General features: G+C 33.4%; 20 protein-coding genes and 1 riboswitch. Of the genes, 7 read left to right on the top strand and 13 right to left on the bottom strand.

Translation table 11 applies throughout. The features are described from left to right. Positions 1-21: 21 nt before the first annotated feature. Positions 22-224: riboswitch (cobalamin riboswitch) on the bottom strand. Positions 225-290: 66 nt separating this feature from the next. The 6 genes from cobC to APR43_RS20420 all read right to left on the bottom strand — a co-directional run bounded on the left by cobC (position 291) and on the right by APR43_RS20420 (position 4,910). After that, positions 291-827 carry an alpha-ribazole phosphatase gene (cobC, locus tag APR43_RS20445; RefSeq protein ID WP_053474318.1) on the bottom strand — a complete coding sequence of 179 codons (537 nt, stop codon included), beginning with the start codon at positions 825-827 and terminating at the stop codon, positions 291-293. Beyond that, on the bottom strand, positions 812-1,597 hold the full coding sequence (locus APR43_RS20440; RefSeq protein ID WP_053474317.1) for an adenosylcobinamide-GDP ribazoletransferase: 786 nt from the start codon (positions 1,595-1,597) through the stop codon (positions 812-814). The genes cobC and APR43_RS20440 overlap by 16 nt, the downstream gene beginning before the upstream one ends. A gap of 177 nt (positions 1,598-1,774) precedes the next feature. Next, complete coding sequence (gene cobT / locus APR43_RS20435; protein WP_053474316.1) at positions 1,775-3,454, bottom strand: nicotinate-nucleotide--dimethylbenzimidazole phosphoribosyltransferase; 1,680 nt, start codon at positions 3,452-3,454, stop codon at positions 1,775-1,777. A 127-nt stretch (positions 3,455-3,581) separates the two neighbouring features. Continuing rightward, a complete protein-coding gene (gene cobU, locus APR43_RS20430; RefSeq protein ID WP_053474315.1) occupies positions 3,582-4,106 on the bottom strand; it encodes a bifunctional adenosylcobinamide kinase/adenosylcobinamide-phosphate guanylyltransferase in 525 nt (174 codons plus the stop codon). Positions 4,107-4,136: 30 nt separating this feature from the next. After that, positions 4,137-4,517 (bottom strand): four helix bundle protein, encoded by a 381-nt coding sequence (locus APR43_RS20425; protein WP_053474314.1) that lies wholly within the window; start codon positions 4,515-4,517, stop codon positions 4,137-4,139. Positions 4,518-4,547: 30 nt separating this feature from the next. After that, entirely contained in the window at positions 4,548-4,910 is a 363-nt protein-coding gene (locus APR43_RS20420; RefSeq protein ID WP_053474313.1) for a DUF5522 domain-containing protein, read from the bottom strand. Between the two features lie 95 nt (positions 4,911-5,005). Between APR43_RS20420 and APR43_RS20415 the strand changes: the two genes are divergently transcribed. The 3 genes from APR43_RS20415 (at position 5,006) to APR43_RS20405 (ending at position 8,086) form a co-directional block, all read left to right on the top strand. After that, complete coding sequence (locus APR43_RS20415) at positions 5,006-6,148, top strand: ABC transporter substrate-binding protein (protein ID WP_053474312.1); 1,143 nt, start codon at positions 5,006-5,008, stop codon at positions 6,146-6,148. Between the two features lies 1 nt (position 6,149). Next, complete coding sequence (locus APR43_RS20410; protein WP_088636432.1) at positions 6,150-7,178, top strand: FecCD family ABC transporter permease; 1,029 nt, start codon at positions 6,150-6,152, stop codon at positions 7,176-7,178. Positions 7,179-7,309: 131 nt separating this feature from the next. Next, complete coding sequence (locus APR43_RS20405; protein ID WP_053474311.1) at positions 7,310-8,086, top strand: ABC transporter ATP-binding protein; 777 nt, start codon at positions 7,310-7,312, stop codon at positions 8,084-8,086. 106 nt (positions 8,087-8,192) lie between these two features. Here APR43_RS20405 and APR43_RS20400 read toward each other — a convergent pair whose 3' ends face one another. Genes APR43_RS20400 through APR43_RS20390 form a run of 3 tightly spaced genes read right to left on the bottom strand, consistent with a single transcriptional unit; the run spans position 8,193 to position 9,545 of the window. Then, positions 8,193-8,648, bottom strand: a complete 456-nt coding sequence (locus APR43_RS20400; RefSeq protein ID WP_053474310.1) for a tRNA (cytidine(34)-2'-O)-methyltransferase — start codon at positions 8,646-8,648, stop codon at positions 8,193-8,195. Positions 8,649-8,696: 48 nt separating this feature from the next. Next, positions 8,697-9,278 (bottom strand): pseudouridine synthase, encoded by a 582-nt coding sequence (locus tag APR43_RS20395; RefSeq protein WP_053474309.1) that lies wholly within the window; start codon positions 9,276-9,278, stop codon positions 8,697-8,699. Between the two features lie 60 nt (positions 9,279-9,338). Further along, positions 9,339-9,545, bottom strand: a complete 207-nt coding sequence (locus APR43_RS20390) for a hypothetical protein (RefSeq protein ID WP_053474308.1) — start codon at positions 9,543-9,545, stop codon at positions 9,339-9,341. Between the two features lie 127 nt (positions 9,546-9,672). On the opposite strand from APR43_RS20390, the gene APR43_RS20385 reads away from it, so the two are divergent. The 3 genes from APR43_RS20385 (at position 9,673) to APR43_RS20375 (ending at position 14,662) form a co-directional block, all read left to right on the top strand. After that, positions 9,673-10,047 (top strand): hypothetical protein, encoded by a 375-nt coding sequence (locus APR43_RS20385; protein ID WP_053474327.1) that lies wholly within the window; start codon positions 9,673-9,675, stop codon positions 10,045-10,047. 149 nt (positions 10,048-10,196) lie between these two features. After that, complete coding sequence (locus APR43_RS20380; protein ID WP_053474326.1) at positions 10,197-10,949, top strand: SDR family NAD(P)-dependent oxidoreductase; 753 nt, start codon at positions 10,197-10,199, stop codon at positions 10,947-10,949. A gap of 302 nt (positions 10,950-11,251) precedes the next feature. Beyond that, on the top strand, positions 11,252-14,662 hold the full coding sequence (locus APR43_RS20375) for a T9SS-dependent choice-of-anchor J family protein (RefSeq protein WP_053474307.1): 3,411 nt from the start codon (positions 11,252-11,254) through the stop codon (positions 14,660-14,662). A gap of 309 nt (positions 14,663-14,971) precedes the next feature. On the opposite strand, the gene APR43_RS20370 is transcribed toward APR43_RS20375, so the two are convergent. From APR43_RS20370 to APR43_RS20355, 4 genes are all read right to left on the bottom strand, one after another. Then, positions 14,972-15,499 (bottom strand): MepB family protein, encoded by a 528-nt coding sequence (locus APR43_RS20370; RefSeq protein WP_053474325.1) that lies wholly within the window; start codon positions 15,497-15,499, stop codon positions 14,972-14,974. Between the two features lie 121 nt (positions 15,500-15,620). Further along, positions 15,621-17,480, bottom strand: coding sequence for a hypothetical protein (locus APR43_RS20365; protein ID WP_053474306.1), 1,860 nt, complete (start codon positions 17,478-17,480; stop codon positions 15,621-15,623). Continuing rightward, a complete protein-coding gene (locus tag APR43_RS20360; RefSeq protein ID WP_053474305.1) occupies positions 17,477-18,031 on the bottom strand; it encodes an RNA polymerase sigma factor in 555 nt (184 codons plus the stop codon). The genes APR43_RS20365 and APR43_RS20360 overlap by 4 nt, the downstream gene beginning before the upstream one ends. Before the next feature lie 162 nt (positions 18,032-18,193). Next, the gene (locus APR43_RS20355; protein ID WP_053474304.1) at positions 18,194-19,045 is read right to left on the bottom strand and encodes a protease complex subunit PrcB family protein; all 852 of its coding nucleotides are present in this window, start codon (positions 19,043-19,045) and stop codon (positions 18,194-18,196) included. A gap of 200 nt (positions 19,046-19,245) precedes the next feature. Between APR43_RS20355 and rmuC the strand changes: the two genes are divergently transcribed. Further along, a complete protein-coding gene (gene rmuC / locus APR43_RS20350; RefSeq protein ID WP_053474303.1) occupies positions 19,246-20,631 on the top strand; it encodes a DNA recombination protein RmuC in 1,386 nt (461 codons plus the stop codon). Positions 20,632-20,699 lie beyond the last annotated feature (68 nt).

Below are 20,699 nucleotides of genomic sequence, written 5' to 3'. Positions count from 1 at the left end.
CTACACTCTTTTTCCCGAGAGCTCGATATTTGTTACAAAGGCAGGTCTCCTGGCTCGCGTCTTGTTGTTTACCTTCCCATTCGCCAGCGCGAGCAGTGGTTTTGTAGTTTACAACAAGCATTCTTTTTAGAACTAAGCTTACAGTTGCGGGAACAGCTCAAGATTTTACTTGATTCCCTTTTAATGTGTTTTATAAAAACACAACCTTAATTTGCTGCAAAGATAAAGTTAAAATTATTGAATATTCAAATTTGTTTTACTATTTCAATTAAATACTAAACAAAACTAAATTAAAATGTAATTTTTATGACTTGTCCAAAATCGACATTATTTTGAAAAGCCTCTTTTAATGGCAGTGAAGTTTGATGACATAATACGCTTCTGATAATTCCGGCATGTGCTACAATAATGATAGGCTGCTGGGGTTTCTGCAGAATTTTTTCTGCTAAAAAATCACCAACTCTTTGATGTAATTCCACAAATGATTCACCATTTAAAACCTGAATGTTTACAAAATCTTCCATCCACGGATTTAATTGTTCTGGCGGAATTTCGTTCCAGTTTTTCAATTCCCAGTCGCCAAAATTCATTTCTTTCAAACGATCGTCTTCCTGATAAGAAATTGTTTTTATATTTTGCTGAATGTGTTTTGCTAAAATAGAACAGCGTTTTAGCGGACTTGAAAAAATAATAGCTTCACTAGGTAATTCTGAAACAATTCGGTTAAAAATTTCGTCAAAAGGTTCTGCAATATTTACATCAGATTGTCCGTAACAAATTCCTTTTTCACAGATGGTTTCGGTGTGGCGAACTAAATAAATTTCCATATAAAAAGAATACTTAAATAATAAATTACTTCGCACACTTGCTGCGTTGCGCCAAGACAATCTCCCGTATAACCGTCAATCCATTTTTGAAAATATCTGGCCAGAAAATATCTGGTTATAAAAACAGGAATTAAGGCTAAAAGAACTTTATAATTGAAATAGGAGAGTGCCAATAACGGAATTAATCCAAAGAAAAAAGATCCGAAAACTTCTTTCCAGCTATGTTGTTTAGCAATTGGTTTGCTTTTGCTCGAAGCGTCATCACGAGAATATTGATGCGTAAAAATAATGCTGATTGCCGCCAAACGACTTAAAGAATGTGCCGAAATAAATAAAAGGTAAATCAGTAAAATGTTATTAGTGAAAAGTAAAATAGATTCTGAAAGCAGTTTGAATTTAGCCAAAAAAAGCAAAACCAATCCAATTGCGCCATAAGCACCAATCGCGCTGTCTTTCATAATCATCAGGATTTTTTCTTTGGTCCAGCCGCCGCCAAATCCATCGCAGACATCTGCAAATCCATCTTCATGAAATGCTCCGGTTGTTAATACTGAGATTATAATAGCAAAAATAACAGCTGTTTCTGTTGAAAGAAAAAGAGAGAAAATATAAAAAGCCAGAAATGAAATCGATCCAACAATCCAGCCAATAAAAGGAAAATATCTTGTTGCTTTGTTTAAATAATCCGGATCGTGAGTAATGTTTTTTGGACAAGGAATTCTGGTGTAGAACATTAAGCAGGTGAAGAAAATGTGTAGTTCTTTTTTCATTAATTATTGTTTTTCTATTTAGTATGTCATTTCGACGAAGGAGAAATCTCCGCAAGTAGCTCGACAAAGATTGGTTAGATGGATTGCGGAGTTACTTGTGGAGATTTCTCCTTCGTCGAAATGACAAAAATGAGTATAAATCATTAATGAACATAATTATTTATGCTCAATTGAAGTTTACTTCCTACTAACCCCAGCACTTTCAAAACTAGCCATTTCATTCAAAAAAGCCTCAGCCGATTTTAAAATAGGAAATGCAATTGCACAGCCCGTTCCTTCGCCAAGACGCAAATCTAAATTTAAAATAGGTTTAGCGCCAAGATAATCTAATAATTTTTGATGCGCTTTTTCGGCAGAGCAATGACAGAAAACGGCATTTTTTTTAATATCAGGATTTATTTTAGAAGCAATTAAATATGCGACAGAACAAATAAAACCATCAACAAGAATCAGCATTTTATTTTCGTAAGCCGTTAGCATTCCGCTTGCCATTTGCATAATTTCAAAACCTCCAAAATAGGCAATTTGTTGTTTTAATTCGGCTTGACCGGAATAATTACCGATTACTTTTTTTAGAATATTTTGTTTGTTTAGCAGTTTTTCATCGTTAATTCCGGTTCCTTTTCCAACGCAGTCTTCGATTGAAAAACCGGTTAAAAGACTCATTAAAACGGATGCTGTCGAAGTGTTTCCAATTCCCATTTCACCAAAACCGATGCAGTTAGAACCTGTTTTAGCAATATTTTCTACAATTGATTTTCCTTTTTCAAAACACAAATTCAATTCTGTTTCACTCATGGCGGGAACATGAAGAAAAGATTGTGTTCCTTTTGCAATTTTGGCATTAATCAATTTTGCATTTGTTGGAAAATCATAATTCACTCCCGAATCTACAATCGATAATTCGATATTGTTTTGTTTGCAGAAAACATTAATTGCAGCGCCGCCTTCGATGAAATTAGTGACCATTTGGCGTGTCACATCTTGCGGATAATCGCTTACACCATGATTGGCGATTCCGTGATCTGCTGCAAAAACAACAATATTCGGATTTATTATTTTAGGATTTAAAGTTTCAAAAATGGACGCCATTTGAAAAGCCAAAGTTTCTAACGTTCCAAGTGAGCCGACAGGTTTTGTTTTCGAATCTATTTTTTCTTGTAAAAGGGTATTGAAATTAGTTTTGTTTTCAACTTTACTTGAAGGTTTTAAATCAAAATCAGAAATGTTGATTGGATTAATTTTGTTGATTTCTTTACAATCTGCAGTTTCCGATTTTTGTTTCCAATGCAATTGCTGCAGCATAGGCTGATTGCCGTAATTTGTGGCAGGTTTACCAATGCAGAAATAGCCAAGCGGTTCTATATTTTCTGGTAAATCCAAAATCTTTTTAAACTGAAAATAGTTTAAAATCGAAACCCATCCCATTCCGTAACCTTGTTCAGTTAACGAAAGCCAAATATTCTGTGCCGCACAAACCGAACTAAATTTCACCGCTTCATTACTGCCAATAGTCCCAATCGTAAACTGATTTAAAACTGAACGATCGTAAGCAATGATAAGTCCAATTGGAGCTTCTTCAATTGCTTCGAGTTTGAGCGATCTATAAAGTTCTTTTTGTTCGGGATTATCGGTAAGTTCTTCGGCTTTTTTATTATAATCTAAAAAAAGGTTTTTAATAGCACATTTAACTTCATCCGATTTAATGATGTAATATCGCGTTGCATCAGTCAAACCAACAGAAGGCGCCCAATGTCCGGCCTGTAAAGCTTTTTGAATTACTTCATCAGGAACTTCATCGGTTGTAAAATGTCGGGTATCGCGACGTGATTTTAATATATCGTCTAAACTAGTCATAAATTCCAATTTTTAAATTCCAAATTCCAATTCAGCTGAAATTTAAAATATAAGTAAAGATAAAGTATAGCCTTGGAATTTGGAATTTTAATATTGAATTTTCCTTTTAAAGATTGGAATTTGGAATTTAAAATTTGGAATTTTCTCCTTTGATCTTGACCGGAATTCCAGAAACCATTAAAACAACTTCATCTGCATTTGAAGCCAGGAACTGATTCATCCAGCCTTGAAGTTCGGTAAATTTTCTGCCAATTTCGGTTGAGGCATGAACGCCCATTCCAATTTCATTAGTTACAATAATTAAGGTTGCATTTTCCTGATTGGCAATTGAAAGAAATTCTTTTTTTGCTTCTTCTAAACTTAGAGTTACATCGTTTTTAGTGTCTACAAAAAAGTTGGTCAGCCAAAGCGTTACACAGTCGATTAAAGCAACTTTTCCGGAAAAGTTTATTTCGCTTAAATGTTTTTCTTTTTCAATATTCGTCCAGCGTTCGTCTCTTTCCAGTTGATGACGATCAATTCGGTTTTGAAAATCCGAATCCCATTTTCGGGCCGTTGCTACATATATTGGATTGTTTGAAAGCTGTAAAGCTAAATTTTGGGCATAACTGCTCTTTCCTGATCGCTCGCCGCCGGTTATTAAATATATCATTTATAATGGTTAATTATTGATTGTTAATTATTAATTTAATTTAGAAACTTTTTTTGCTTCTAAATGATTTTTGGAAGTTTTAATAATACTCGTTATTAATTTCAAAATTGAAATAGCGTCATTATTAATATTTTCGAATTCCTTTTCATTTAAATAATCCGTTGCTTTTAATAATTCTAACCAATAAACAGTTTCATTAGCTTCTTTCTGAGCAATTGCAAATTTATGAATGAAGTCACTTTTGCTTTCAGCATGTTCAGCTTCTCTAATCATTGCGCAAACGCTAGTTCCCGATCTCAGGAGTTGTTTAGAAAGTATAAATTCTTTTTTATCATTATTTAAATATTGATATAGCTTGACAATTCTGATCGCAAAATCAAAACTTTTATTTTTAATAACGTTGTTTTTCATAATTAACAACTAACAATTTATAATTAACAATTAATACGGGCAATGTCTGCACTTGTTTCCACAGCAGGTTCCGCGTTTTAAATGAAACCAAGCTTTGAAAACCATGTTGCCATCTTCGGTATAATAGTCAATTCCTTCAATTAGTTTTTCGGTTTTGGGTAAAGATATGGCTTTATTTTTAAGGGCGTTTTTAGGAGTAATAGTTTCAATATAAGCATCGATTTTATCTTCGCATGCTTCTTTAAAACAAACGGGACAAAGACAGTCTCCTCCTTCAGAAAGATTGAAAATAGGCGGGTAATCATTACACCAGCATTTATTTTCAACCGAAATGTCTCCACAGCTGAATTGAGATTCACAGCTTGAGCAAACTTTAATTTTTGTGGTATTCATGTTGCAAAGATACAAATTGTTGAATTTTGTAAGAATAAAGATAAACAAAAAAAATAGAAAATACTTTACCTTTGTTCCTTTCGAAAACGTAAAATATGAGACATTTATTCCCTAAATTGATTTTTATTTCTTCTTTTTTTATTCTCTTCGGATGTAAGAAGAACGAAACGAGCGAAGTAGCTAAAATTGAAACTGCAAAAAATAGTATCGAATATGCATCTGGACTTTCTATTGTAAAATATGATGATTATTCAATTGTAACAGTTTCAAATCCATGGCCTAACGCAAATAAGGATTTCAAATATATTTTAAAAGAAAAAGAAGCAAAAGTCCCGGATAGTCTTCAATCTTATACTACAATTCAGGTTCCGTTAGAATCTGTTGTGGTAACATCAACAACCAATATTCCGTTTTTAGAAATGCTGGAAGTAGAAAATAAATTGGTTGGTTTTCCTCATACCGATTATATTTCATCTGAAAAAACAAGAGCCTTAATTGACAAAGGTTCTGTGAAAAACGTTGGACAAAATGAAAAATTAAATATCGAGCAATTAATAGAATTATCGCCAGATTTGATTGTAACTTTTGGAGTTGACAATAATAATCCGATGCTGGATAATTTGAAAAAAAGCGGTTTAAATGTTTTGATTCAGGGCGACTGGATGGAACAATCGCCGCTTGGAAAAGCAGAATGGATTAAACTTTACGGAGCATTATTTGGTAAAGAAGATAAAGCAAAAGAATTGTTTGATAAAATTGTTGAGAGTTATAATCAGGCCAAAAAACTGGCAGCAGAAAAAACACCAAATTCAACCGTTTTGTATGGATCAATGTATGAAGATGTTTGGTATGTTGCCAAAGGAAACAGCTGGGTTGCCGAATTTATGAAAGATGCTCACGCTAATTATTTATGGGCAGATTTGAAAGGAACGGGAAGTGAAGGTTTGTCTTTTGAAAAAGTTTTAGATAAAGCAAAAACGGCAAATGTCTGGATTGCTTCGGGTTCTTTTAAAAGTTTAGATGAATTGCAAAAAGCAAACCCGCATTATAGTGAATTTGATGCTTTTACCAATAAAAGTGTTTATAGTTTTGAAGGAAAATTGGGGGCAACAGGAGGAACGGTTTATTATGAATTAGCACCAAGCCGTCCGGATTTAGTTTTAAAAGATTACATTAAAATTTTTCATCCAGATTTAATGTCGAGCTACGAATTTACTTTTGCATCAAAACTGAATTAAATTGGCAAACAAAAAACGAAATACCATTTTATTTGTCGTTTTGGCTTTAGGTCTTTTATTGATGTTTTTTGCGAGCATTAGTTTAGGATCTGTCACGATTCCGTTAAAAGATGTTTTTAGGAGTTTAACCGGAGGACATGCGACAAAATCAACCTGGGAATATATCATTATAAATTACCGTCTGCCAAAAGCCATTACCTCAGTTTTAGTGGGAACGGGACTTTCGATAAGCGGACTTTTAATGCAGACTTTATTTCGCAATCCACTTGCTGGGCCTTATGTTTTGGGATTAAGTTCCGGAGCTAGTTTAGGCGTTGCTTTTGTAATTTTAGGCGCTGGGTTTTTACCTTCGTTTTTAAGTGTTATTGCTTTATCGTCATACGGAATTGTAATTGCGTCTACTTTTGGAAGTACGTTAGTTTTATTGTTGGTTTTAGTAGTTTCACAAAGATTACGGGACACAATGGCCATTTTAATTGTGGGATTAATGTTCGGAAGTTTTACAACGGCAATCGTAAGTGTTTTGACTTATTTCAGTACAGCAGAACAATTGCAGAAATTTACTTTTTGGTCAATGGGAAGTCTAGGGAATCTTTCCTGGCCAACAATTGGAATTTTGACTTTCTGCGTTGGAATTGGATTGCTTTTAAGTGCTAAAAGTATCAAACCTTTAAATGCTTTATTGTTAGGAGAAAACTATGCAAAAAGTATGGGTTTGAATTTTAAAAGAGCAAGGTTAATAATCATATTTGCAACGAGCATATTATCGGGAGCGATTACGGCTTTTGCCGGACCTATTGCTTTTGTTGGATTAGCGGTTCCGCATATTGCAAAACTGACTTTTCAAACGAGTAATCATACTATTTTGTTTTGGAGTACTTTGTTTTTCGGATCGATTATAATGTTGTTTTGCGATATTGTTTCGCAAATGCCGGGATTCGATGTTACGCTTCCAATAAATGCCATAACGTCTATAATTGGTGCACCGGTTGTGATTTGGCTTTTGGTACGAAAACGAAATTTCCAATAATTATTAGCCCACAGATTTTACGGATTAAACGGATTTTCACAGATTATTTTTTAATCATTTTAATCCTTATAATCTGTGGCAAGAAAAAAACTCAGCAACTTAGTATCTTAGAACCTTAGCAACTTTAAAAAATGATAAGTATTTTAAAAACATCAAATTTAAATATTGGATATAAATCCAAAAATGCGGTTGTGACTATTGCTGAGAATTTAAATTTGAATTTAAGTTCTGGAAAACTCATTTCTTTGATTGGAGCAAACGGAATTGGGAAATCGACTTTGTTGCGCACCATTACCGGAATTCAGCATCCTTTATCTGGGAATGTTTATTTGAATGATAAAAATATCTCAACATATAAACCTTTAGATTTAGCGCAGAATTTAAGTCTGGTTTTAACCGAAAAATTGCCGCCAAGTAATCTCTCTGTTTTTGAATTGGTGGCACTTGGTCGTCAGCCTTATACGAATTGGGTGGGAACTTTAACCCAAGCTGATATCGATAAAGTTCAGGAAGCCATGCAGCTGACGCAAATTGAACATCTTTCGCATAAAAAACATTATGAAATAAGCGACGGACAATTGCAAAAGGTTTTAATTGCCAGAGCTTTGGCACAAGATACGCCGCTGATTATTTTAGATGAACCAACAACACATCTTGATTTACTTCATAAAGTTTCCTTGTTTAAATTATTGAAGAAACTAACTCAGGAAACTCAAAAATGCATTTTGTTTTCAACACACGATATTGATTTGGCAATTCAATTAAGTGACGAAATGATTGTCATGACACCAGAAAATGTAGTTCAGGACGAACCTTGCAATTTAATTTCAAACGGAAGTTTTGCAGCTTTATTCAAAGATGAACATATTATTTTTGATGCCGAAAAAGGGAAGTTTATTGTTACCTGATTCTTTTCCTACAAGGTTTTTCAAACCTTGTAGGTATTTGTTATCTATTGCGAGCTTTTAAAATTTATACCTACAAGGTTTGAAAAACCTTGCAGGAAGATCGAGATTACTTTTTCAACCCAATTTGTCTCTTAGCTTCACCAACTACAAAAGCAACAGAATTCGCAATATTAAAAGAACGAATAAGCGGAGACATAGGAATCGTTAAATGATTTTCAAATCGAGCCATAAACTCTTTGCTCAAACCAACGCTTTCTTTTCCAAAAACCAACCAGTCACCATCCTGAAATTCATTTTCTAAATACGATTTATCTGAATGAGAACTCATCAAAAATACACGGGAATGATCAGGAATTTGAGCAATCCATTCTTCAACATTTTGATATTCGGTTACATCAAGGTGTACCCAATAATCCAAGCCGGAACGTTTTAGGTTTTTATCATTAATTACAAAACCAAAAGGATGAATTAAATGCAGTCGGCTTTCAGTTCCTACGCACAATCTTCCAATGTTTCCGGTATTATTTGGTATTTCTGGTTCTACAAGAACAACGTTCAGCATTTTTTTGAATTATGAGTTATAAGTTATGAGTTTTCAAAAATCTAATTATCAAATTGACTCATTTTCTAATTTAAAATCTTTTACTTCTAAAACCTCTCCGGCTTTTAAGTTCTGCAAATATACATTTCCTATTCGAACGCGGACTAAACGCAATGTAGGAAAACCAACTGCGGCGGTCATTTTTCGAACCTGACGAAATTTTCCTTCGTTTACAGTAATTGAAGCCCAGGAAGTCGGGCCGTGACGTTCGTCCCTGATTTTTTTTGCCCTCGGTCCAAAATCAGGAATTTCAGTAACAATAAAAGCAGAACAGGGTTTTGTTTTGTATTTTCCGCCTTCAAAACCTATTTCAACACCTTTTTGCAATTGTTCAATCGCTTCGGGCGTGATTATGCCGTCAACCTGAACATAATATTCTTTGTCGACTTTTTTACTTCTTATCTGCTCGCTTACTTTACCATCGGTTGTTAGCAAAAGTAAACCTTCAGAATCTTCATCTAATCGGCCAATTGCCATTGTGCCTTCGGGAAAATCATGAAGTTCGCCCAAAAGCTTTTTCTTTCTTTTCAATTCATAAATAAATTGGCTTAAATAGCCGTAAGGTTTAAAAAGAATGAAGTGTCGGTGCATGTTTTATTTTTTGCAAAGATAGCTTTGTTCTGCAAGTATTAAAGTAAAACTGAGAATCGATTACTCGTTTTTTGCTTTCATCTTTTTCAGCCATTCATAAACAAACCAGATTACCGTGATTCCGAATACAACTAAAAGCGGTATATAATAGTTTTTGAAGAAATCATGAAAATAACTTCCAATAAAAATATAGATCGAAGCCATGCACAATTTTATTAGAATAAATTCGGCATTTGACCAGCTTGTTTTGATTTTAAGAAATTTCATAAGACTGTTTTTTAGTTGATGATTAAAGTTATGAAAAATGCTTTTTAAACTAAATGCTATGTTAAACAACTTTCTTTTAAAATTTAGAATTCGTAATATTAATATAGAAAATCAAAATATAAAGGATATGGAAACTAATAATCTAGGCTCTAAAAAAATAAATGGAGTACAAAAAGATATCGATGAAACGAAAGGGAAAAATATTTCACACGACGGAAAAGCAGATGATGCTAACCTGAAAAAAGAAGTCGTAGCAGATAAAGACGGAAACAAAGAAGTTGTAGACAGGGCGAGAAATGAAAATGAAGATATTCAAAAAGTTAAAGACGATGTAAATCCAAATAATCCAAATGCAAACCGCGGTGTTTCTAGTGATGAAGAAGCAAAAAAGACAGTCGAAAATAAAGACAGAAATTCTGATGTTGAACCAAACCGCTATCCAAATTCGCATCCGGATAATCATGAAGATCGCGGCAATATGAAATTAGACGAAGATAAATAATACGGAAAATTTTCTGGAATTACGGGGTTTTAATGCCAAATAACATTTGATTATGATAAAGTCTTAATCTTATTGTAAACTCCGTTTTTGCTATGGTCAGCCGTCAATATCTTCGTAAATTACAGCTACAAAATTTAAATTTAAAGAATATGGCACTTTTAGAAAACAAAGTAGCTTTTGTATCTGGAGGCGGTTCAGGAATTGGACGCGCAGTTGCAGAATCCTACGCTCGAGAAGGAGCAAAAGTTGTAGTTTCGGATATTAATGTTGAACACGGAGAAGAAACCGTAAAAATTATAAAAGAAAGCGGAGGAGAAGCCTTTTTTGTAAAAGGTGATTCGTCGAGTGCAAGCGATAATAAACATATGGTTGAGGTTACGGTTTCAAAATACGGCCGACTTGATATTGCCTGCAATAATGCTGGAATGGGCGGTCCGGCAAAACCAACCGGAGAATATGAACCAGATGCCTGGGATCGCGTAATTGCGCTTAATTTAAGTGGTGTTTTTTATGCGTGTCGTTATCAGTTAGAGCAAATGGAAAAAGGCGGCGGCGGAAGCATTGTTAATATCGCTTCTATTCACGGACAAGTTGCTGCTCCGTTAAGTCCGGCTTATACGGCATCTAAACATGGAGTTGTAGGTTTGACTAAAAATATTGCGGCAGAATATGCTCAAAAAAATATTCGTTGTAATGCCGTAGGCCCCGGTTACATTGAAACAGCATTGCTAAAAGATAATTTGAATAAGGATGCAATGAACGCTATTGCTGCAAAAGCGCCAATGAATCGTTTAGGAACGGCTGAAGAAATTGCCGAACTGGTAACTTTTTTAAGTTCTGAAAAATCTTCTTTCACCACAGGAAGTTACATTATTGCCGATGGAGGTTATACTGCCATATAATTTTTCGGCATAGATAATTTACGAAAAAAGCTGTTCTGTTTTAGAACAGCTTTTTTATTGCAAAAGAATTTTAAAATAAAGTTTTTTCTTATAAAAAATAAAATACTGTTTTTGGATTTTATAATTATTAAAAATAGTGTGAAAACGCATTCTGCCTAAATCAGGAAAATTTTAGAATACCAAATTACATTTACTGTTAATAAAATATTTATGTAAAAACTTACAATTAATTTAAGTTTTTACAATATTCCCTTAACTTTAAACAATATAACTTTGATTTCTAAACCCCTATTTTTAAATTTATGAAAAACAGTTACTCAATTCGCCACCTCGTGGCTTTTTTAAGTTTTTTTTGTTGTTCACTTAGCCTGGTTGCGCAAACCTTTCCAACACCTCAGGATTTGCCATATCAGCAAAATTTTTCTATTGCTCCTGGTATTACAGCATATCCTGCTGGATTTCAAGGATGGACAGCAAGTACAGTTCCAGGATCTGCTTTTAATACAAATGCAGTATTAGTGGCAGACAGACCTTTAGTTGCAAGCAGTACTGCAGCAACTACAAGTGGTAATTTTCATAATTATGATGGCAAAATTGGTTTCTTAAATACTGGTTCATTAGACTTAACAATTGGTTTTGCTTTTGATGCAACTGGAGAAACAGCAATACAAGTGCAATATGATGCAATGACAATTCGTAACCCATATGATGTCGCTGCAAGCAGTACTCGTATAAATGAAATGGTTTTGCAATATAGAGTAGGTACAAGTGCGCCTTTTATTTCATTATTATCAACTGCTTATGTAAATAATGATGTAAAACAGACCACTGCCATTACAACTCCTCAAAACTCGAGAACCATAAAAGTAACTTTACCTGCAGATTGTGATAATCAGCCAATAGTTCAAATTAGATGGATTTCAAGACAAGTTTCAGGATCAGGTTCGCGTCCTTCATTTGCAATTGATAATATTGATATCAAAAGTGATGTTGCAGCTCCGGTAAATGCATCAGGATATCCAAAAGCAGATAATATTTTAGCACAAAGCTTTGATTTTATTAATAAACTGGATGAACCGGCAAAAACATATTATGTATTATTGCCGGGCGGAAGTGCAGAACCTACAATTGCTCAGATAAAAGCAGGACTGGATGCAGCAGGAACAGCAGCTTTACAATCTGGATTTTTAGATATTACAAATGCATCTCAGGAATATGTAAAAAGTTTTACAGGATTAAGTTTAAGTACAGCATATTCTGTTTTTTCAATTTCCGAAGATCCTTATGGAAATGTTCAGTCTACAGTAAATAGAATTGATGCCGCAACTTCAAGCGTTGCGCTTCCTAATTTAGTTCCTTCAGTTGTTTCTTTAAATTTAGGTTTTTCTGAAGCAAATTTTGAATCAGATGTTTTCTCATACCAGCTTCAAGGTTTAAACCTTACTGATGATGTTGTTTTAACTTCAACAGCAAATTTTACTATTTCTAAAGATAACATCACTTTTGCGTCGACATTAACTTTTGCGGCTGCTGATTTTGCTTCAAATGCCACTCCAACAGTTTATGTAAAGTTTACACCAAATGCAGTCAACAGTTTTACCGGCGAAATAACACATGAATCAAATGGCGCTGCAACAAAAATTGTAACACTGACAGGAGTAGGAATTAATCCGTATATACAAGGATTTAATGATCCTAATGTTTTATCTAACAGCGGATGGACACAATATAATGTGGCCGGAACCATAAACAAATGGTCGCCTACAACTGTGGCAAGAAATGTAAATTCAGGAACTGGAGCTGTTTTAATGAACGGATTTTCAGATACCGGAGCAAGCAAAGACTGGTTGATTTCGCCAAAATTACATTTAGATACCTTTACACATTTTGCATTATTATCTTTTTACTCTCGTAAATTTTATGCAGGTCCGGGTTTAAAATTAATGGTTTCTACAGATTATGATGGAAAAAGCAATCCGGAAACGGCAACCTGGGCAGAAATAGATGGCAAATTTCCAACCGTAACCGGAACGTATACACAATCACAATATATTGATTTAAGCGGATTTAAAACTGGAAGCACATATGTTGCATGGGTTTATGAAACTACAGCTGGAGGAAATAACTTCGCAGCCGAGTGGTCATTAGATGATGTTGCAATTACGAATGAAACAGGTTATGTAAATGCAAATCCTGTTCTTAATTTTGGAGATGTTGCACAAAATACAATTTCGGCAAGTCAGTCTTTTATTTTTAAAGCCGAAGGTTATGGAGACATTACAATTACAGCTCCGGCAGATTATCAAGTGTCATTAGATAATATTACATTTCAATCAAGCGTAATTGTTGAAGCTACAGAAGCTGCAAATGGTAAAACAATCTATGCAAGATTTACACCTTCATCAAAACAATTAATAATTTCCGGTCCATTAACAGTAACCGGAACTGGATTAAACAAGCAAATTGGTTTACTGACAGGTTCTTCTTTACCAAAAGCAGATACATTTGATGTGGTAACATACAATTTAGAATTTTTTGGAACAGACGTAAAAGGAACAGACGGAGTAGAATTTGGCCCAACAGATGATGCCTTGCAAATTGATAATGTTGCCAAAGTAATGAACAAACTAAATGCGGACGTTTATGTAGTTCAGGAAGTTTCTGATGATCCGTCGATTGATGCTTTAATCCAAAAAATAAACATCAACGGAAAAACATTTGACAAAACAACTTCGACATCATGGTCGTATTCTTTTGACGCACCAGATCCTAATTTCCCGCCGCAAAAACTTGTTGTACTTTATAACACGCAGACAACTTCTGTAAAAAAGACTCGTGTTATGTTTAAAGAGTTTTATGACGAAGTTCGTGCCGGAACAAAAACGTTACCGAATTATCCTGGCGGAAATGGTTCAAGTTTTTTCTCATCAGGACGTTTGCCGTATTTGGTAACAATCGAAACCAATATGGGCGGATTTACAAAAGAAATCAATCTGGTAGATCTTCACGCACGTGCCAACAGCGGAAGCGATATTTCACGTTACAACATGCGTAAATACGATGCTCAGGTTTTAAAAGACAGTTTAGATGCGCATTATTCAAATTCTAATTTAATTATTTTAGGAGATTACAATGATGATGTAAAAGCATCGGTTATTACGCCAAATCCTTCTTCTTACGAAAGTTTTGTTACAGATACGAATAACTACAATGCACTTACTTTAGGAATCAGCCAGGCTGGCGCTTACAGTTTTTTAAGTTCAGGCGGATTTCTGGATCACATTATAATTTCTAATGAATTAAGTGATGAATATATTCCAAATTCCATTGCAGTTTATGACCCGCGTAATGATATCGCAAGTTATACCACAACAACGTCAGATCACGGACCTGTAATTGCTCGTTTTGAATTAAAAGAAGATGTTTTATCAACTCCTGATTTTGGATCTAAAAACGGATTTTTTGTAAAAGCATATCCAAATCCTGCTGTTGATGATTTAAATTTTGCCGTAAAAACAAGCGAGAACAGAAATCTAAAACTAAGACTTTACGACATAAACGGTCGTGTATTAGGAAATCCTATTGAAATTAAAAGCAGTCAGGAACTTTCAAATACTGTAATGTCAGTTCGTAATTTATATCCGGGACTTTACATTTATACTTTATCAGAAAACAATAAAGTAATTTATAAAGAAAAAATCCTAAAAAAATAAGCTAAAGATTAATTCATTAAAATTATTTTTGTTTTTAATAAATTAGTCTTTTACAATTTTGAAATAGATTGGCTTATCATTCCGTCGGAATGTTTCGTTGGTAGAAAAAAACAATAGCAAGCAGTATTTACGTTTCGTAGGAACGTTTGATATGATATTGAAAAAAATGATAACAAAATGAAACGTTCCTACGGAACGTAAATTATATGGTAATAATATATTTTCTACCAATGAAATGTTCCTACGGAACAAAAACATACATAAAAAACAAAAAGGCAGTTCAATTTGAACTGCCTTTTTGTTTTTCATTTATTTACCAAGTAAAAACTTAGCACGATTTATATCTATTGGATCAGAAACGGACAAAAAATAATCCAATTGCCATTGCTGTGTTTTTTGTGCTTGTTTGCTTGTCGTTTCATCCCAAGGCGGATAAACTCTCGTGGCTCTTATTCCTTCTTTTACAGTTGTTGTAAAAATTCCTTTTTTAAGTAAAACCTCTTTCGGAAAAATAAACTGCCCTAAAAGATTTTCTTTTTGAACACCTACAATTACAAAATCTATTGCATCAGAATAATCAAAAGGTTCGATAATTCCGGCTTTATTTCGTTTCCATAAAGTTACAAACTGACCCGTTTTGGTAGGCGTAATTTTAGCTGATCTAAATTTAATCTGGCTTTCGCCGATTTTAAAATCGAAAGCATCATATTCCTGACTTTCCTTTTCGGGTTGAGGTTCAGAACATTCGAAACCGCAACTATCATAAATCAGTTCTTTTGCAATTTGTAAATTCTTTGGAACAAATTTTAGATCATTCCAGTTATTTTTAAAAGTCATTAATTGTTTTGTTTTTCCTGCAAAATACAATAAATCAAACATTAATTCAATAAAAAAGGCAGTTCAATTGAACCGCCTTTTTGTTATATCTATTGAAATTAAAAACAATAAACTATAGATATTAAAAATTAACATTCAATCCAAAATTCAATCCCCATTGAAATTGATTGAAAGATTGATTGCTTAAAGGATTTGCATAATAATTAACAGCAGGTTCAACAAAAACGTTTGTTTTTTTATAAACCCTATATTGTACCGTACTGCTCAAAGTGGTACCATAAACATAATCGTTTGCATTTACGTTTTCGCCCATAGAATTTCCATCAATGGCAACACTGTTCGAAATCAGTTTACCAACAAATCCGCCTGTGTTTAGATTTATGTTTGTTCTCTTTTTATTAAAAACAGAATACGAAACTTCTAAAGGCATTTCGATGTAACGAAGATTTTGGCTCAGATTTCCAGTTTCAATATTATCGCTTTGCAGCACATCTTTTGTAGTATTTGAAACTAAAACATAACGTGTATCGCTTGCAATTTGAGGAACGCTTTCATTTTTTACAAAATAATCGCTTGAGCTGAAAAGAGCTTGGTTTCTTGTGCTTAAATACGAAACATTTGCCACACTTTGTCCTAGTTCATTGATTTTAAAACCAGAAGCAACGGCCCATTTTTTATTGATTTTATACTGTGTTTTTACACCGTACGAATTACTTTGTTTAGAATCGTTTACGTTTCCTAAAGTTTTATTGTTTTTATAATTTTCAGAATTGGCAACACCGGCAAAAAGCTGTAAAGCCCATTTTTCTGATTTAGATAATGTTTTATCTTCTTTTTTCTTTTTCTCTGCTTCCGGAGTAACAGCAGCAATTCCTTTTTCTAAATTTTGAAGTTCAGCTAACTGTACAGAATCTTTTTTACTCAAAACATTTGAATTACTAAAAGCAGTATTGTTTTTTGAATTACCATTTTGAACACTTGCAATACTTTTGTCAGTAGTCGTTTTTTGAATATTTTCTTTATTCAACGAAGGACTTAAAGCATTTGGATTTCTCTTTGTCGTAGAATTTGAAGCATTAAGTGCAAGTGCATTTTTATTTTTTGAAGAAGAAAGATCCTCAAAAATTGAATTCGGTAATTGATTCCCTGAAACAGCATTAAAATTATTTGTTTTTGCCGGAGCAAATTTCTTCTCTGCTAAAATCTTATCAGCATTTCTTTTTTCAATGTCTGACTGACTTTTCGAACCGTAATTAAAAGAATCCGATTTGTTTGGGGCAAATGATTTTTCGGCAACAGCCTTGTTTAAATTCTCTTTTTTAGTGGTCGAAAGTTGATTTTTAGATGCCGCATTAAATCCATTTTCTCCAGCTGAAACAAATGTTTTTTCGGCGACAGCGCGATTTATATTTCCTTTTTTATTGGTAGAAATTTGACTTTTAGAATCTGCATTTAACCCATTTTCTCTCGCTGGAACAAATGATTTTTCGGCTACGGCATTATTTCTTTCGACATTTACTTTTGGTTCAAAGCTGTTATTATTTGTTTTGTTTTGAGAACCTGTTTGAGCTTTAACTGTTTTTGAATTTTGATTTAATTGATTTTGGTCTGATTGATTAGTTGTTTTTTCTGATGACGAAACCCGATTATTATTCGATTCTTTTTCAAGGATATTTTCTTTATTTTCAATACTTCTGGTTTTATCTGTATCCTTGTTTTTCTGATCCAGAACCACATTATTATTTTCAATAGAATTGTTCTGTATTGTTTTAATTCCCGAATTATCAGAACTAAAATGCAATACAGATGGGAGCAGTAAACCTAATAATAAGCATGCAGCCGCAGACCACCAAAGAATTGCTCTTTTCTTCTTTTTAGGTTTGTCGAGTTTTTCTTCAATCTGACCCCACAATTCAGGAGGCGGAACACTCGAGAAGTCTTCCATTGATGAAAAAATATCTTCTATTTTTTGCTTCTTCATGCTATCTTAAAATTTTTTTTTATGCTCAGTATTCTTTTTTGCAAAATATGTTTAGCTCTATTTAAATTTGATTTTGATGTTCCTTCAGAGATTTTTAGTAATTCGGCAATCTCTTTGTGTTTCATCTTTTCAAAAACGTAGAGGTTAAAAACCGTTCGATATTGATCCGGTAAATCTCTAATATATTCTAACAGTTTTTCTTGTTCTATTGGGATAATGTCCAGTTCCTCTTCTTCTACAAAATCAGTATCGGGATCAAAAACATCGAGAAAGAAACTCTCTTTTTTCTTCTTATTTAAAGTTTCAATCAGCTTATTAATGAAAATCCGTTTTAGCCAGCCCTCAAAACTTCCTTCAAATTTATATTGGCTGATTTTTTGAAAAACAATTACAAATGCTTCCTGGAAAACATCCTTGGCATCATCTTCGTTTTTCATATATTTTAGGCAAATACCGTATAAAACAGGAGAGAACAACTGATATATTTTCAGTTGTCCTCCTCTGTCATTTTTCATGCAAAGCTTAATATATTTCTCTAAATCGTCTTTCAAAAAATGGATTAATTTGGTTTTGCAAAAATAGTTCTTAAAAGCTTACAAAACTACATTTTGTAAATAGTTAGAACTAGTGGTATTTTGTGTTAGTTTTTGATTATCAAGTATATCTGTATCTTTTGTTGGATGGCAAAAGATACAGATGTTACTCAATGAGTATTATTTTAAGCTGTTGATTTTTGCCTTAAGCGCCATTCTGAAAGCTTTTATTTCACTGCTCATATCTGGAGTATCATTATTGTCAATAGTAATTTTAGTTACTGTAATTCCCTGACGAAGCTCAAAATAAACGCCGCCCTGAGCACCTGGTGTACCATAGGTTTTTGTCTGACCTTTAATTGCTGTAATTTCTGTAGGGATAGTTTTTGACAATGTAGTATATTCACTTCTTACCGTTTTAGCATTGTATTTATATTGCTCAAACTCGTAGTTTCCGGTAGTTACACCAAGGAATTTTAAAATATTGTAGTCATTGATCTGAAAAAAATCATTTGTAGTTCCAAAACTTCCAATTACGATATTATCAGGACTTTCATTTGTTCTGTTAAACAAAATTGCTTTTGCTGTTTTTGGGATCAAAATAAAATCTGTTGGATAAGTTGGAGTCTGCGTTAAAGTTTCTCCCGTTTGAGGTCCTTTTTCGTAGAAATTAACAATGATTTCGCAATTATTTTGTACAATAGAAGTGATTTTTATAGCGTAACCATTTGTAGGTTTTACACCTGCAAAAAGTGCAATCATATAGTTATCACTAAAATTAATGTTTGGATCGCTTGCAACTGTACAGGTATTGGCATGTTTTGTAAAATAAGCGTCCATTTTTTCCTGCGAAGTTATAATAAGGGCACTTGGATTATTAGGTAAAGTTTTTACACTATAATTACATAAAACAGGGAAGCCCGAAAAAGGTAAATCTACATTAGTTCCACAGTCAACATTCAGGTCGTCATTACTAAGAGAGCAGGCGCTAAATCCAAAAGCGATAAATAAGCTCAACATTAATTTTTTCATGATTATTTTTTAATAGGTTATATAATGTAGATGGAGCTGCTTTAAAATGGTTGCGTTAAAAATTATTTTTTTAAAGGATTTCCGTAAATCTTATTTAGATTGTTTGTTTAATTTAGACCCCATACTAATTCGTGATATTTTAATTTTTAAAACCACGAACTACGTATTATTGCGTACTTTTACTTAAAATAAACTTAGATATGTTAGAATTTCTTCCACTTTTATTGGCTTTTGTAATTGCTTTGTTTCTGGGTATATACTTAGGGAAAATGTTGTTTTCTGCTAAATTTCAGGCGGAAAAAGTAAGTTTAGAAGAAAGACTTACTGCAAATGCAAATCAGTTTCAATTACAGAAAGAACAATTTGAAACAGAAAGAAATAATTTTCAGAAGCAACTTCATTTAATCAATTCTGAAAAAGAAAGTATCCGAACAGAAAAAGACAGTCTGGCTATTCAGCTTTCTAAAAAAGAAGTCGATTTCGAAAATTTATGGGAACGACATAAAGAGCAGAAAAGTGAAATAAACGAACTTCAGGAAAAGTTCACCAAAGAATTTGAAAACCTCGCGAACAAAATTCTCGAAGAAAAATCGGCAAAATTTACAGAACAAAATAGTGAAAACATGAAAAATATCCTGCTGCCGCTTCAGGATAAAATTCATGTATTTGAACAAAAAGTAGATCAAACGCATAAGGAAAGTATTGATTATCACGCAGCATTGCGCCAGCAGATTATTGGTTTAAGCGAAATGAACGCTCAAATGAGCAAAGAAACCCTAAACTTAACCAAAGCATTAAAAGGAGACAGTAAAATGCAGGGAAACTGGGGCGAATTAGTTTTAGAACGTGTTCTCGAAAAATCTGGTTTAGAAAAAGGAAGAGAATATGAAGTACAGCAAAGCTTTGTAAATGCCGAAGGAAACCGTGTTTTTCCAGATGTTGTAATCAATCTTCCGGACGGAAAGAAAATGATTGTCGATTCTAAAGTTTCGCTTGTTGCTTATGAAAAATGGGTAAACGAAGAATCTGATTTACTAAAAGCAGATTGGCTTAGAGAACATGTTTCGTCTATTAAACGCCACGTTGAGCAACTCGGAAATAAAAACTATCATGATTTATATCAAATAGAAAGCCCCGATTTTGTTTTGCTTTTTATCCCGATAGAACCGGCTTTTGCGATTGCGCTCAACGAAGATTCTACTTTATATAATAAAGCTTTCGACAGAAATATTGTAATTGTTACGCCAAGTACATTATTAGCAACGCTGCGTACCATAGACAGTATGTGGGCAAATCAAAAACAGCAGGAAAATGCTTTTGAAATTGCCAGACAAGCCGGAGCTTTATACGATAAATTTGAAGGTTTTGTAACTGATTTAATTCGAATTGGAAACAAAATTAAAGACACCAAAACTGAATACGAAAACGCCATGAATAAACTTGTTGACGGAAAAGGAAATTTGATTTCGAGTGTAGAAAGATTAAAAAAAATGGGCGCAAAAGCCAAGAAATCACTTCCGGAAAATATCATCAACAGAGCGTTGAATACGGATGAAACCGAATTATTGAATCAAGAAAATATTTAAACACATATAAACATAGATTTTACTTTTGTGTGAAAGGATGAAAAAGAAACTAGTTTCTAACACATAGT

Origin of the sequence: Flavobacterium sp. NLM (genome assembly GCF_002210235.1) — a bacterium.
Lineage (GTDB): Bacteria > Bacteroidota > Bacteroidia > Flavobacteriales > Flavobacteriaceae > Flavobacterium > Flavobacterium panici.
This window is presented reverse-complemented; position numbering and strand designations above follow the sequence as displayed.